The sequence below is a fragment of the Nonomuraea sp. CA-143628 genome, assembly GCF_050942315.1.
Taxonomy (GTDB): Bacteria; Actinomycetota; Actinomycetes; order Streptosporangiales; family Streptosporangiaceae; genus Nonomuraea.
The window spans coordinates 3,030,272-3,043,391 of the sequence record NZ_CP192072.1; the positions used below are offsets into that span (position 1 = coordinate 3,030,272).

13 protein-coding genes are annotated in these 13,120 nt (G+C 69.5%); 5 read left to right on the forward strand and 8 right to left on the reverse strand.

All coding sequences use genetic code 11. The annotated features are described in order from the left end of the window. Positions 1-141: 141 nt before the first annotated feature. On the reverse strand, positions 142-1,308 hold the full coding sequence (locus ACQP2T_RS14225) for an acyl-CoA dehydrogenase family protein (RefSeq protein ID WP_433516621.1): 1,167 nt from the start codon (positions 1,306-1,308) through the stop codon (positions 142-144). Between the two features lie 372 nt (positions 1,309-1,680). Between ACQP2T_RS14225 and ACQP2T_RS14230 the strand changes: the two genes are divergently transcribed. Further along, on the forward strand, positions 1,681-2,562 hold the full coding sequence (locus ACQP2T_RS14230) for an alpha/beta fold hydrolase (protein WP_433516622.1): 882 nt from the start codon (positions 1,681-1,683) through the stop codon (positions 2,560-2,562). Next, complete coding sequence (locus ACQP2T_RS14235; RefSeq protein ID WP_433516623.1) at positions 2,559-3,491, forward strand: GNAT family N-acetyltransferase; 933 nt, start codon at positions 2,559-2,561, stop codon at positions 3,489-3,491. The genes ACQP2T_RS14230 and ACQP2T_RS14235 overlap by 4 nt, the downstream gene beginning before the upstream one ends. A gap of 25 nt (positions 3,492-3,516) precedes the next feature. On the opposite strand, the gene ACQP2T_RS14240 is transcribed toward ACQP2T_RS14235, so the two are convergent. Next, entirely contained in the window at positions 3,517-4,956 is a 1,440-nt protein-coding gene (locus tag ACQP2T_RS14240) for an MFS transporter (protein ID WP_433516624.1), read from the reverse strand. An 83-nt stretch (positions 4,957-5,039) separates the two neighbouring features. On the opposite strand from ACQP2T_RS14240, the gene ACQP2T_RS14245 reads away from it, so the two are divergent. After that, positions 5,040-5,525, forward strand: coding sequence for a hypothetical protein (locus ACQP2T_RS14245; RefSeq protein WP_433516625.1), 486 nt, complete (start codon positions 5,040-5,042; stop codon positions 5,523-5,525). Between the two features lie 7 nt (positions 5,526-5,532). Here ACQP2T_RS14245 and ACQP2T_RS14250 read toward each other — a convergent pair whose 3' ends face one another. Together ACQP2T_RS14250 and ACQP2T_RS14255 are read right to left on the reverse strand one after the other, a co-directional pair. Then, the gene (locus tag ACQP2T_RS14250) at positions 5,533-6,213 is read right to left on the reverse strand and encodes a phosphatase PAP2 family protein (protein ID WP_433516626.1); all 681 of its coding nucleotides are present in this window, start codon (positions 6,211-6,213) and stop codon (positions 5,533-5,535) included. Next, on the reverse strand, positions 6,200-6,946 hold the full coding sequence (locus ACQP2T_RS14255) for a phosphatase PAP2 family protein (RefSeq protein WP_433516627.1): 747 nt from the start codon (positions 6,944-6,946) through the stop codon (positions 6,200-6,202). Before ACQP2T_RS14255 ends, ACQP2T_RS14250 begins: the two co-directional genes overlap by 14 nt. A gap of 98 nt (positions 6,947-7,044) precedes the next feature. On the opposite strand from ACQP2T_RS14255, the gene ACQP2T_RS14260 reads away from it, so the two are divergent. Further along, positions 7,045-7,947: a diacylglycerol/lipid kinase family protein gene (locus tag ACQP2T_RS14260; protein ID WP_433519772.1), complete on the forward strand. Its 903-nt coding sequence runs from the start codon at positions 7,045-7,047 to the stop codon at positions 7,945-7,947. Here the strand turns inward: ACQP2T_RS14260 and ACQP2T_RS14265 are convergent. The 4 genes from ACQP2T_RS14265 to ACQP2T_RS14280 form a co-directional block, all read right to left on the reverse strand. After that, entirely contained in the window at positions 7,942-9,153 is a 1,212-nt protein-coding gene (locus ACQP2T_RS14265; protein ID WP_433516628.1) for a dipeptidase, read from the reverse strand. The genes ACQP2T_RS14260 and ACQP2T_RS14265 overlap by 6 nt on opposite strands. A 54-nt stretch (positions 9,154-9,207) precedes the next feature. Then, complete coding sequence (locus tag ACQP2T_RS14270) at positions 9,208-9,999, reverse strand: DUF1206 domain-containing protein (protein ID WP_433516629.1); 792 nt, start codon at positions 9,997-9,999, stop codon at positions 9,208-9,210. Between the two features lie 86 nt (positions 10,000-10,085). Next, positions 10,086-10,973: a DNA-3-methyladenine glycosylase family protein gene (locus ACQP2T_RS14275; RefSeq protein WP_433516630.1), complete on the reverse strand. Its 888-nt coding sequence runs from the start codon at positions 10,971-10,973 to the stop codon at positions 10,086-10,088. 67 nt (positions 10,974-11,040) lie between these two features. Beyond that, positions 11,041-11,742, reverse strand: coding sequence for a GntR family transcriptional regulator (locus tag ACQP2T_RS14280; protein ID WP_433516631.1), 702 nt, complete (start codon positions 11,740-11,742; stop codon positions 11,041-11,043). Between the two features lie 228 nt (positions 11,743-11,970). On the opposite strand from ACQP2T_RS14280, the gene ACQP2T_RS14285 reads away from it, so the two are divergent. Then, on the forward strand, positions 11,971-13,116 hold the full coding sequence (locus ACQP2T_RS14285) for an ABC transporter substrate-binding protein (protein ID WP_433516632.1): 1,146 nt from the start codon (positions 11,971-11,973) through the stop codon (positions 13,114-13,116). The last annotated feature ends 4 nt before the right edge of the window (positions 13,117-13,120 follow it).

A 13,120-nucleotide genomic window follows, 5' to 3' on the forward strand; every position in this document is an offset into this window, starting at 1 on the left:
GCACGGGAACACCGTTCGCTCTACGGACCTACGATGTGAGATATACACCACCCGGGCGGCTCGTGCGCGTCGCATCAGGATCCGGCGCTGCTGCGCCGCCTCAACTCCGCCGCCGTGCCGAGCCCTGGGTTCGGGTGTCCCTCAAACCTCCAGGGCGAAGAGCATCCAGGACTGGCCCGGCGCCAGCCCGGCCAGTTCCCGGCCGCACTCCCGAAGCACCTGCGGGCCCGAGGTGATGTGCTGGGTGCCGGCGTGGACGTCCCTGAACAGCCGCTGGATCAGCCCGTCCCGCAGCGCCGAGGTGCCGCCCGACGCGTAGACGAACCGGGCCACCTCGGCGATCGTCGACGTGATGTGGTTGAGCGCGAGCCGCACCATGGTCTCCTGGCGTACGTCGAGCGTCCGGCCCGCGTCCAAGGCGCGTTCGGTGTCGTCCCAGGTCTCGTGCACCAGGGCCTTGGCCGCACGGAACGCCGCCTCGGCGCGGGCGAAGTCGGCGTGGAAGGCATCGCTGGCGGCGATCTGGCCGGGCCGCCCGGCCCGCGCCCCGGCGTGACGGCTCAGCTCGTCGAGCAGCCGGCGGCCGACACCGAGCGCCCAGCCGGAGTGACAGATCAGCGCCTGGTCGAGGACGCCGAGCCGGAAGATCGCGCCGCCGCGCAGCGGTTCGTTGTGCGTGAAGATGTGCGTCTGCGACTCCGGTACGAACGCGCCGTCGATGGCGTAGTCGATGCTGCCTGTGGCGCGCAGGCCCAGGACGTCCCAGTTGCCGAGCATCTTGACGTCTTCGATCGGGGTGATGAAGATCCGGGCCTCGTCGGTGCCTTCGACGGCGCCCAGGCTGTGGGCGTACTGGGCGTGCGGCATGCCCGAGGCGAAACCCCACTGGCCGCTGAGGCGGAAACCGCCGTCTTCGCGTACGGCGGTGCCCGGCCGGGTGCCCTGGCCGGCGATGACCGGCATCCGCGGGCCCGTGAAGATCCGCGCGACGGCCTCGTCACCCAGGTAGGCGCCGGCCGTACCGTTCGCCAGAGTGGTGGCCATGACCACCCAGCCGGTCGAGGGGTCGGCGTACGACAGCTCCTCGAAGACGGCGAGCAGCTCCCTGGGGGACAACTCGGCACCGCCGAGCGGTGTAGGCACCCATATACCGAAAAGTCCCGCCTCATGCAGGGCATCCACGACGGGTGTGGTGAGCCTGCCCTGCGCCTCGGCGGCGGCTGCCTCACGCTCGATCAGTGGACGCAGGTCACGGGCTCGGTTCAGTAGGGCGGGGCCGGCTGTGTGGAGTCGCAGCGTGTCGCTCATGTCCAGGTACTCCTGTTCGTGATCGTTGACGCTCTTACTCCGTCAGATCACGTCGGCAGCACATTGTCCAGAGCCGCATCCGTTCTTCCTCCCGTTGGGATTGCTCTGGGAGGGCCTCTGCCAGGGACGGGCCGTCTTGTTCCGCGCTCTCCGTAGGGGGTGTCTGTTCTTGGGGTTTCTGCCGGGGTGGGCCGTTTTCTTTCCCACCCTCGGAGGGGGTATCCCTCCCAAAGACCCCAGCTACAACGGACCGTCACAGGGATCGAGACGGTCGCGTGACTATCCGAGGTGGGTATCGGCTCCCGTACGGATCTGGCGCGACCAGTAGTTCTACAGAAGGCGCCCGTAGCCGGCGACGGCATGCTTGGAGGCATGCAAAACGTGAACATCTGGAGCGAAGAGTTCGGCGCCGAGACGGATGCGCCGATCCTGTTGATCATGGGTTCGATGTCGCAGGGCATCCTGTGGCCGGACGAGTTCGTCGGCCGGCTGAGCGCCGGGGGCCGCCGGGTGATCCGGTACGATCACCGCGACACCGGCATGTCGGGCACCGTCGACTTCGCGGCGCAGCCGTACACATGGGATGACATCAAGAACGACGTCTACCGCGTGATGGACGACCACGGCCTGGAAAGCGCGCACCTGGTCTGTCACTCGGCGGGCGGCCTGCTCGGCCAGTTCGTCTCGGTGGAGCGGCCGGAGCGGGTGTGCTCGCTGACCGTCATCGGCTCCTCCCCGCTGGGCGGCGGCGAGGGCCAGGTGATCATGCGGGCCCTGATGGGGCAGCCGCAGCCGGAGGGGAGTCTGCCGGAGCCGGCACCGGAGTTCGTGGACTTCTACCGTGGGTTGATGGCCGCCCCGCCACCGGCGGACCGGCGCGCGCGGATCGACGGCATGATCGCCGAGCAGCGGCTGCTGCACGGCACTGGGTTGCCGTTCGACGAGGACGCGGCGCGGCGCCTGCAGGAACGGATCTACGACCGGGCCCGCGACCTGTCGGCGGTGGCCAACCACCGGCTGGCCGCCATGGCCAAGCCCGACTTCGAGCCGGTGGGCGTACTCCATCAGGTGAAGGCACCCACACTGGTCATCGAGGGCAGCCACGAGCCGGCCAAACCGGGCCACAGCGCGATCATCGCCGAGCAGATCCCAGGGGCGCGGCTGATGATCGTGGCGGGCATGGGCCACACACTGCCACCCGAGGTGCACGAAGAACTGGCCGCCGCCATCCTCGCGCACACGGCCGAGCGATGATCTCCTACCGCCCAACCGTCCCCGCCGACCTCGACCGCGTGACCGCGTGGAGCGTGACCGAGCCCGTCGGCTGGATCCCCGCCGACCGTTACCTCGCGGATCTGGCCGAGAACATGTACCGGCCGGGATGGACCTGGATCGCCGAGATCGACCACCAGGTCGTGGGACGGGCGCTGTGGTGGGGTCCGAGGGACAGCGCGCACCCGGTCGCGCTCGACTGCCTCGACGTGGATCCCGCAGTGGGTGACCGCACCGCCATCGCCGCCGAGCTGATCAGGGCCGCGCTGACCGGGTTCCCGCGGCCGGTGCAGTACGCGATCAAGGCGGCCGGCGGCTGGCGCGACGATCCGGCCACCTCGACGGCCGTGGAATGGCGGCGGGCGGCAGCACACGCGGCCGGGCTCACCCGGGAAGTGGAGCGGCTGCAATTCGAGTGGACACCCGCCGACGGGGTGCCTCCGGTGACCGGCGTGCTGCGGTTCGCCGAGGCGTCCGATGAGGAGTTCCTGACGGTGTTCACGAGAATCGCCGAAGGCAGCTTGGACGCCCAGACCCGGGCGAACCTGGCGGCCAAGGGCGTGGAAACGACCGCGCGCGAAGAGATGGACTTCTATCTCAGGGCGCCGGGCAAGCGGGAGTGGTGGCGGATCGCCTACACGCACGAGGGCGAGGTGGCGGGCATGGCGATCCCCTCGGCGACGCCGTACAACGTGAACGTCGGGTATCTGGGGGTGGTCCCGGAGCTCCGGGGGCGCGGCTACGTGGACGAAATACTCGCCGAGATCACTCGCATCCACGCGGCCAACGGAGAGCTACGCGTCACCGCCACCACCGACGTGGGCAACGCGCCGATGGCGGCCGCGTTCGGGCGCGCCGGGTACCGCAACACGGAGATCCGGATCAACCTCTCCAACGATCTCCGGCCCTAGCCCGTCCGCTGCCGATGGCCGGTCGTCATGCCGCCTGGCCGGCCTCGGCGGCCGTCAGGGGAGTGGCGATCTCCTCCAGGCCCTTGCGTTCGGCCTTGACGCCCAGGAAGAGCTCCACCAGACCCGCCGCGATCATGATGATGGCGCCGATCGAGAAGGCCAGCGCCGTGTCGCCCGGCACGCCCGTCTCGACCAGGTGGGCGAAGACGAGCGGGCCCGCGATGCCGCCCGCCGCCGTGCCGATGGCGAAGAAGAACGCGATGGCCATCGCCCGGGTCTCCATCGGGAAGATCTCGCTGACCGTCAGATACGCCGAACTGGCTCCCGCCGAGGCCACGAACAGCACCACCGACCAGCAGGCCGTCAGTGTCACCGCCGTGAGCATCCCCTGGTTGAAGAGCCAGGCCGTGCCGAGCAGCAACAGCCCCGAGCCGATGTACGTGGCGGAGATCATCGGGATCCGGCCGACCGTGTCGAAGAGCCGCCCGAGCAGCAGCGGGCCCAGGAAGTTGCCGACCGCGATGACCGCGAAGTAGTAGCCGGTATGCGTGTCGATCTTGAAGAACGTGGACAGGATCTGCGCGTACCCGAAGGTGATCGCGTTGTACAGGAACGCCTGGCCGATGAAGAGCGACAGACCGAGCACCGTCCGCTTGGGATAGAGCGCCACCATGGTGTGCGCGATCCGGACGAACCCGATGGACTTGCGCTGATGAATCGTCATCGACCGCGCCGGCTCCGGCAGGTCCCCGCCCACCTGACGCTCGATGTCGTCGACGATCTCCTCGGCCTCCTGGCCACGGCCGTGGATGAACAGCCAGCGCGGGCTTTCCGGTACGTGGCGCCGTACGAGAAGAATGGCCAGACCGAGCACCACGCCCAGCCCGAAGGCGACTCGCCAGCCGATGTTGACCGGCAGGTCGTTCAGCAGCGGCACGGTCAGCAGGGCGCCGCCCGCCGCCCCGAGCCAGTAGCTGCCGTTGATGATGATGTCGATCCGTCCCCGGTGGGCGCTCGGGATCAGCTCGTCGATGGCCGAGTTGATCGCCGCGTACTCCCCGCCGATTCCGAAGCCCGTCATGAACCTGAACAGGAAGAACCACCACGCGTCGAACGACAACGCGGTCATCAGGGTCGCGACCAGATAGACGACCAGCGTGATCAGGAACAGTTTCTTCCTGCCGAACCGGTCGGTCAGCCAGCCGAAGAACAGCGCCCCCGAGCAGGCACCCGCGACGTACAGCGCGGCGGCGAGGCCGGCGACCTGCGCCTGCGTGATGTCGAGGCCGCTGCCGGGTTTGGCGAGCTGGGCCGAGAGGTTGCCCACGATGGTCACTTCGAGCCCGTCCAGGATCCAGACGGTGCCGAGGCCGATGACGATCATCCAGTGCCAGCGTGACCAGTGCAGCCGATCGAGTCTCGCGGGCACCTTGGTGGTGATGGTGCCAGTCTCCAGGTCGCTCATGAGGTCAACTCGCTACCCCGAGGCCGGCTCGCAAACGTGCCGCGAAACTGTCGTGTGATCTTCAGCTGCCATCATCCGGTCCCATGACCCGTCCCTTACTCGCGGGCGTGTGCCTGCTGACCACACTCCTGGGCTGCAGCGCCACGCCCCCCGCCGTAGCGACGCCTCCCGCCGTGGCGGCGCAGCCCGCTCCGTCCGCCGAATCCTCCAGCGGGGCGGCGAGCCCGGCCGGAGTGCGGTATCACGCCACCGAACTACGCCCCGGCGACTGCATCGAGCCCATGCCCGAGAGCTTCATGGTGACCGTGGTGCCTTGCACGGTGCCGCACTCGGCGGAGTACGGGGCCATGTACGTCATCGCCGACGGCCCATGGCCGGGCATGGCCGAGATGCGACGCCTGTCCGAGAACGGCTGCGCGCCCAGGCTGCGGTACGTGGCGTCGAGGCGGGAGGAGGTCGGCCTCATGCAACTCTTCCCGCTGGAGCAGGACTGGCCGAGAACCAGAACGGCGTACTGCCTGGCCGTCGCCGGGAACGGCGGGATGCTCGTCGGCCGCGTGCTCAAGTAGGAGCCGGCTACGCCGGTCGGACGAGCTCCGAGACCTGATGCCCACTGCGCCTCTCGCGCCGGTACAAGATCGCCCGAGCGGCCATCACCACGCAGCCGATGCCGAGCAGCAGCCCCCAGGTGATGTCGGTGAGGAAGTGCATGCCCCGGTACAGGCGGGAGAAGGCGACGATGAGCGGCGCGGCGATGCCGAGCACCCAGATCACCACCTGGAGCGCTCGGTTACGGACATGCGCGCTCAGGATGAGCGCGACCGAGCAGTAGAACCCGACGGCGGCGCTGACGTGCCCCGATGGGAAGCTGGAGGTGGGCGGGGCCGGGTCGATGTGCTGCACCGGCGGCCGGTGCCGGCCGACGGGTGTGGTGGTGGCCAGGAAGATGAGCGACTGGCTCCAGACGGCCGCGATCAGGAAGATCGATTCCCGCCAGCGCTTGTACACGAGTCTGAAGACGATCACGGCTATCGCGGTGAGCGCCACGATGTACGGAGTGTCGGAGAGGCTGCTGCCGAAGTCGGTGAGCGTGTTCCACAAGGGGGTACGGCCGTCGGCCAGGCTCCGGCTCACCGCCGCCTCATCGGTGGGCCAGGCGACGATCAGCTTGCCCACGCCGAACGTCACCGCGGCCATCAGGACCATCGGCGATAAGATCGTCAGCGCGTAGTACTTCACGTGCTCAGCTTTGGTCATGGGTCACCTTCTCCGACTCGGGTTCCACTCCTTCGGCCAGCGGCGAGTTGGGCCTGCGGCCCTGCTCGCGCCGCCACGTCTCGAATCCCGCCGCGGTGGCGGCGATCACGGCCACGCCCAGGATGATCCCGGCGACCACGTCGCTCACCCAGTGCACGCCGAGCGCGATCCGGGTGTAGGCGACCGACAGCACCAGAAACCAGGCGACGGCCCAGGTCACGCGCCGCCCCCACCGGGGCAGCATGGGCAGGAGGAGCAGGACGACCACTCCCGCGCCGAGCGTCACGTTGACCGCGTGGCCCGACGGGAAGGAGTCGCCGGGCGCGAGCGCGACGGGGTCCGGCAGGTGCGGTCTGGCGCGGGCAGTGATGATCTTGAGTGCCAGGCCGAGCAGCCCGCCCACGGTGATGGTGACGATCGCCCAGACGGCCAGCCGTCGCGCGCCCTTGTGCCAGAGCCAGGCGGCGAACGCGATGACCGCGACCCGCCATGGCCATGGGCCGAACAGATCCGTCCACACGATGAGCACCCTGGTCACGTCTGGATGGGTCACCGCGTACGCGTGCAGATCCTCGGCGACCTGCTTGTCCAGCCCGTTGACCGGCATCTTGGCCACGACGAGCAGCAGGCTGAACGGGATCATGATGAGCGCCACGGCGAGGCTGGCGATCGTCAGCCGCAGCCCCAGGCTGCGGTCAGGATCGACGCGAGCTTTGACCCATTGGCGGCTCACTGTCCTGATCCTCCCTCGATAGGCGTTCGCGCTCGGCTACCCAGACAGGCGCCATTGATTCCTGCCTGAAAACCGGTGCCGAGGGTAGTCCGGTGACCATGTCCCCCACCGTGGCGGTCGTCGCGCACCGCAAGAAGACTCTCGGCGCAGGCCTGGACAGGCTGCGCGTGCTCATCACCGAAGAGGACGTCGGCGAGCTCCTCTGGTATGAGGTGCCCAAGAGCAAGAAGGCGCGCAAAAAGGTCCGGGAGGCGCTCAAGCAGGGCGCCGATCTGGTGTTCGTCTGGGGCGGCGACGGCATGGTGCAACGGTGCGCCGACGTGATGGCCGGCTCCGGAGTGCCGATGGCGGTCCTCCCGGCGGGAACCGGGAACCTGTTCGCCAACAACGTCGGCATCCCCATCGACCTCGAAGAGGCGGTACGCGTCGGCTTCCACGGCCGGCGGGAGAAGCTGGACCTGGGAGTGCTGAACGGCGAGCACTTCGCGGTGATGGCAGGGGCCGGGTTCGAGGCCGAGATGATCGCCGACGCCGACCGGCAGGCCAAGGAGCGGCTCGGCAGGCTCAGCTACGTCAAGGCGGCCGTCCGGCACGTCGGCGGGCCGCTGGTGCCGATGGAGATCAAGATTGATGGGACGACCTGGTTCGACGGAGAGGCGAGCTGCCTGCTGCTGGGCAACGTGAGCACGATCGCCGGCGGCATCGAGGCGTTCGACGACGCCCAGCCGGACGACGGCTGGCTGGACGTCGGGGTCTCCACCGCCCAGGGGCCGGTCCAGTGGGCCCGGGTGATCGGCAGGATGGCCACGGGACGTTCCGACGACTCGCCGTTCGTCCGGATCACCCGCGCCAGGAAGGTCTCCGCCCGGTTCGGCGCTCCGCTGACGTACGAGCTCGACGGCGGCGACCGCGAGGCCACCACCCGCCTCAAGGCGAAGGCCGTCCCGGGCGCCCTCACGATCTGCCTTCCACCGGACGAGCGCTCAGCCGAGTGGTTATGAGCCGGCGGCCGCGGTGAACCGTAGCGTGCTCGGCTCCTCACGATCCCGCAGGTCGGCGGCGGTTGCCTCGGCGCCGCGCAGCGCCCGCAGCACGTTGCGCCCGGCCACCTTCGCCAGGTCGTCGTCGGACCAGCCCCGGTCGGCCAGGGCCGCGAACAACCGAGGGTAGCCGCGCACGTCTTCCAGGCCGACGGGCAGCCCGTCGCACCCGTCGTAGTCGCCGCCGATGCCGAGATGGTCGATACCGGCCACGTCGCGTATGTGCTCCAGGTGCGCCACCACGTCGTCGAGCGTGACGGCGGGCTTGGGGTGCGACTTCTCCCAGGTGGCCAGGAACTCGTGGGTCGCCTCGTAGTCATGGGTGTTCACCCCGGCCGTGCGGGCGGCGTCGGTGCCCGCCTGCCGCCACTCCCAGTTGGCCTGCGAAACGAAGGAGGGCACGAACACGGCCATGCACACGCCGCCGTTGCCCGCCAGCGTCTCCAGCACGTCATCCGGTACGTTGCGCGGCGAGGAACAGAGCGCGCGTGCCGACGAATGGGAGAAGATCGCCGGCGCCCGCGTCACGCGCAGGGCGTGGCGCATCGTGTCGGCCGACACGTGGGACAGGTCGACCAGCATGCCCAGCCGGTTCATCTCCCGGACGACCTCCTCCCCGAACGCGGACAGCCCGTGGTTCACCGGCTCGTCGGTCGCCGAGTCGGCCCAGGGGGTGTTGTCGTTGTGGGTCAGTGTCATGTAGCGGACGCCTAGGGCGTACAGCATCCGCAACGCCCCCAGCGAGCAGTCGATCGAATGACCGCCCTCGGCGCCCATCAGCGACGCGATCCGCCCACCGGCGAAGACCCGCTCCACCTCGTCGGCGGTGGTCGCCAGGGCCAGCTGGTCGGGGTAGCGCCGGACCATGGCCCGTACGCAGTCGATCTGCTCCAAGGTCGCGGTGACCGCCTGCCCACCGGGCAGCCCGCACGGCACGAAAACCGACCAGAACTGTCCGCCGACCATCCCGGCCGCCAGCCGGGGCAGGTCGGTATGGGTCCGATCTGAGGTGTCACCGCTGATCTCAAGCCGGTCGAAGTCGTAGCCGACGAGGTGGCGCGCCGCCCAGGGCAGATCGTTGTGCCCGTCGATCAGCGGGTGCTCGCGCAGCAGCTCGGTCACGTGACGCAACGAGTCGGTGGACGTGGTCAGAGAAGGTGCTTCCATGCCGATCAGCCAATCACAGGGCATGCCACCATGGCGGATCGACCTGCGTCCGAATCAGGTACGCCGCCAGCGGGCCTCTCCCAAGCAGTACAGGGCGAACAGCAGCAACCCCAGCGCCACCACCGCCAGCAGCCAGGGCCCCGCCGGGGTGTCGGCGAACGCCCTGAGCGTCGCGTCGATGCCCCCGGCCTTGTCGGGGTCGAAGGTGATGGCCGCCTGGATCACGAAGACCCCGGCCAAGCCGGCGATCAGGCCGCGCGCGATGTACCCCGCGAGTCCCAGCCGGTTCATCACCGCGCCGGCTCGCGGCGGCATCGGCCTGAGCTGCTTGCGGAACTCCTTCTTGATGCCGTACCGCACCCAGTAGACGCCGAGCGCGACGATGCCGAGCCCGACCAGGCCCACGATGACCTGCCCGGCCGGCAGCGCGAGCAGCTTGCCCGTCAGGTCCTGGGACCGTTTGTCATCGGACCCGGTCTTGCCGGTCAGCAACATGGTCAGCAGCGCGGCGCAGATGACCACGTAGACCACGGTCCGGCTGGCCGGCTCGACCCGGTCCTTGAGCTTGTGGGCGCCGAAGATCGCCTCGGACGCCTGCCACAGGGCCAGCGCGGCGAACCCGACGACCATGATCCATAAGAGCACGGCCCCGAACGGCAGCGCGGCCACCGTACTGATCGCCCCGTTCTTGTCGGCCTGCTTCCCGCCGCCGCCGAACGCGATCTGGATCGCCAGCACCCCGATCAGCCCATAGAGCACGCCACGACAAACCAGCCCAACCCGCGCGAGCTTGTCCATAGCCGGGCTGTCTGCCGCCCGGCGTGCCATCGCCTCAGCTTCGCTCATGGATTCTCCCGAGAGTCGTCAAAGACCCTCGGACTGCCCCGGATTCCGCGCTCTAGACCTTCACCCGAGCAGACCAGGGACGGCGCTCAATCCCGATCGTCCATGACGCCGTAGGTGGAGGCCCGGAACAGGAAGGAGGCCCAGGAGCGGTAGGGCCGCCACGCCTCGGCCAGCTTCCGGTACGCACTCGGCGGCGCGTCCTCCGGCAGGCCGTACGCCTCACGCAGGATCGCGAACAGGCGCGGCTCGTCGCCCGGGAACGCGTCCGGCGCGCCCGCGCCGCGAATGAGGATGAGACCCGCGGAGAACGGCCCCACACCGGGCAGGGCCCGCAGCTCGGACAGGGCCTCCTCCGGGGCGAGCGAGCGCAGGTGCTCGGTGGTGAGCAGGCCGTCGAGCGCCGCGCGCGCCAGCCCGCGCACCCACTCCTCCTTCTGCGCGGGCAGGCCCAGGCCACCGGCCTCCAGCAGTGTCACGGGCGGGGGAAATGCCGGGTACACCTGTCCGTCCAGGGTGACCTTCGCGCCGTACCGCTCCGCGATGCGCTGCTTGAGGCGGGCGGCGATGAGCATCGACGAGCGCTGTACGATCACCGCCCAGCACGCCGCCTCCCACGGGCTCCAGAAGCACACCGGCCGCAGGCCGGGCCGGGCCCGCTGTAGGTCGCCGAGCACCGGGTCGGCCTCGCCGAGCCGGGCGAAACCGGTGCCGTCCACGTCCAGGGACAGGATCCGCGCCACCTCGCCACGGACGCCCAGCCCCGCGGGCCGCGTCGTCGCGACGGCGACCCCGCCCGGCGCGCCCGTCACGCTCACGCCGATCGGCAGCCAGTCGGACTCCGCGCAGTAGGCGAAGCGCAGCGCCCGCCCGTCGGAGGGCAGCGCGCTGGTGGCCGGCCAGTCCTCGACGAAGCGCAGCGAGGCACCGAAGTCGAACGGGCCCTCGGCGGTGAGCGTGAATCCGTGCGTGGTCATGCGCCGTATGTTAGGAGGCTGAGCGGACCGGCCGGGACTCAGGCGCTCGTCCTGGTCGCCCGGGAGATCAGGCGTCCACCTCGTCCTGGTCGTCCGGCGAATGTTTGCGCAGGCGCCAGGCGGCCTGAGCGCCGAGGCTGGTGTCGATGTGCTCGCGCATGACTTCGGCGGCGCTGCCGGCGTCGCCCGCGATCACGAACTCCAGCAGCGCCTCGTGTTCGGCTGCCTTACGGTCGCGGGCCGTCTGGCCGCGTTCGACCTCCAGCGCGAGCCGCCGGTAGCGGTCGGCCTTGTCCCACAGGCTGTCGAGCGTCTGAATGAGCAGGTCGTTGTGCGAGGCGGCGTAGAGCGCGGTGTGGAACCTGCGGTGGGCGACCAGCTGCTCGTAGGCGGGGTTGCCGGGCAGCGGCTTGAGCCCTTCGGCGGCGGCGCGCATCTCGGCGATGTCGGCCTTGGTGCGGCGCTCCGCGGCCAGCGCGACCGCCAGGGGATCGAGTGAACGCCGCATCTCCAGCAGGTCGCGGGCCTCTTCCGCGGCCAGCGGAGCGACGCGGGCGTCGCGGTGGGCGTCCAGCTCCACCAGGCCCTCGCTCTTGAGCCGGCGCAGGGCCTCACGCAGGGGAGTGGTGCTGATGCCGATGTCGCGGGCGAGCCTGGCCTGCGCGATGACGGAGCCGGGCGGCAGCTCGCCGGACAGGATCCGCTCCTTGACCCGCAGATAGGCGTAGTCCGCCTTGGTGGAGTAGAGCTCGGCCGCTGGTTCGCTCATCGCCGTCCTGTCTCATCGGTCACGGTTATAACCTACACCGCTCGCCCTCTTCGATGCCAAGCCTTGGCTCTCGATGTCCCGCAATCTCAGGGTTTGAGGGTGGCCTCTATAAGGCATCGTACCGGCTCAGGACGTTACATTCCGGAAACAGGGGGTTGACGTCATAGGTTATAACGAAGCAGAGTGTGCGCCATCGCAGGCCAGCCTGCTTGGTCTAGGAGGAAGCACATGACCACCTTCCACCCCACCTTCCGCGCCATCGGCGCCGCCGTACTCGCGCTCGGCCTCCTCACGGCCTGCGGCGGTGGCGGCGAGGCGGCGAAGGCCCCGCCGGCCAACCCGATCGCGGCGGGACAGGTCCCGTCGTACTACCCGAGCGCCTACAGCCAGACCGTGGAGGCGGCCAAGAAGGAAGGCGGCACGCTCACCATCTACTCCAACACCGACCAGGAGAACTGGGCGCCGATCTTCCGTGACTTCCAGAAGAAGTACCCCTGGGTGACCAAGATCGCGGCCAACAATCTGGACAGCGACGAGGTGTTCCAGCGCCTGCTGAGCGAGCAGGCCACCGGCAACTCACCCGCCGACCTGGCGGTCTCGAACGCCGCCCAGGCGTGGGCCGACTTCGCCGCCCGGCCCGGCACGCTGCTGGAGTACGCCTCGCCGGAGAAGGGCAAGCTCCCCGACTTCGCCGAGCTGCTGCCGAACGTCTACGCGATGTCGATGGACCCGCTGTCGATCGCGTACAACACCTCGTTGCTGCCGGAGAAGCCGACCGGGCTGAAGAGCCTGGCGGCGATCCTGGCCAAGGACCCCGCCCAGTACAAGAACAAGATCACCACGAGGGACGTGAGCGGCGCCTTCGGCTTCACCGTCTCGCACGCCTTCACCGAGGCCCGGCCCGACTCCTGGACCTCGCTGCAGTCGATCCTGCCGCTGGCCAGGCCGGAGACCTCCTCGGGTACCCAGCTGGAGAAGATCACCTCCGGCGAGTACGTGGCCGGCTTCTTCGTCAGCGCCGCCCCGGCCTACCCGGTGGTGGCCAAGAGCGGCGGCCTGCTGGCGATCTCCTTCCTGGACGACGGTACGGTCGCGCTGCCGCGTGGCATCGGCATCGCCGCCAAGGCGCCGCACCCGGCGACTGCGAAGCTGTTCGTGGACTTCGTCCTGTCGCAGGAGGGACAGCGGGCGGTGGCCGAAGGCGGGCTCACCTCCTATCGCGACGGGGTCCCCGCCGGTGACGGCCTGCACACCTACCAGGAGCTCGTGAAGTCGGTCGGCGAGGCCAACGTCATCGTCGCCAAGTACGCGAAAGTCCCCGACGCCCAGGTCAAGTCCTTCACCGCCAAGTGGAACGGCCCGCTCGGTCGCTGACCGT

What these genes read in the sequence shown, in the direction of transcription:
- ACQP2T_RS14235 (WP_433516623.1), top strand. Translation starts at nt 2,559, where the DNA reads ATGATCTCCTACCGCCCAACCGTCCCCGCCGACCTCGACCGCGTGACC.
- ACQP2T_RS14280 (WP_433516631.1), bottom strand. Translation starts at nt 11,742, where the DNA reads ATGAGCGAACCAGCGGCCGAGCTCTACTCCACCAAGGCGGACTACGCC.
- ACQP2T_RS14230 (WP_433516622.1), top strand. Translation starts at nt 1,681, where the DNA reads ATGCAAAACGTGAACATCTGGAGCGAAGAGTTCGGCGCCGAGACGGAT.
- ACQP2T_RS14245 (WP_433516625.1), top strand. Translation starts at nt 5,040, where the DNA reads ATGACCCGTCCCTTACTCGCGGGCGTGTGCCTGCTGACCACACTCCTG.
- ACQP2T_RS14260 (WP_433519772.1), top strand. Translation starts at nt 7,045, where the DNA reads ATGTCCCCCACCGTGGCGGTCGTCGCGCACCGCAAGAAGACTCTCGGC.
- ACQP2T_RS14265 (WP_433516628.1), bottom strand. Translation starts at nt 9,153, where the DNA reads ATGGAAGCACCTTCTCTGACCACGTCCACCGACTCGTTGCGTCACGTG.
- ACQP2T_RS14275 (WP_433516630.1), bottom strand. Translation starts at nt 10,973, where the DNA reads ATGACCACGCACGGATTCACGCTCACCGCCGAGGGCCCGTTCGACTTC.
- ACQP2T_RS14240 (WP_433516624.1), bottom strand. Translation starts at nt 4,956, where the DNA reads ATGAGCGACCTGGAGACTGGCACCATCACCACCAAGGTGCCCGCGAGA.
- ACQP2T_RS14285 (WP_433516632.1), top strand. Translation starts at nt 11,971, where the DNA reads ATGACCACCTTCCACCCCACCTTCCGCGCCATCGGCGCCGCCGTACTC.
- ACQP2T_RS14270 (WP_433516629.1), bottom strand. Translation starts at nt 9,999, where the DNA reads ATGAGCGAAGCTGAGGCGATGGCACGCCGGGCGGCAGACAGCCCGGCT.
- ACQP2T_RS14225 (WP_433516621.1), bottom strand. Translation starts at nt 1,308, where the DNA reads ATGAGCGACACGCTGCGACTCCACACAGCCGGCCCCGCCCTACTGAAC.
- ACQP2T_RS14250 (WP_433516626.1), bottom strand. Translation starts at nt 6,213, where the DNA reads ATGACCAAAGCTGAGCACGTGAAGTACTACGCGCTGACGATCTTATCG.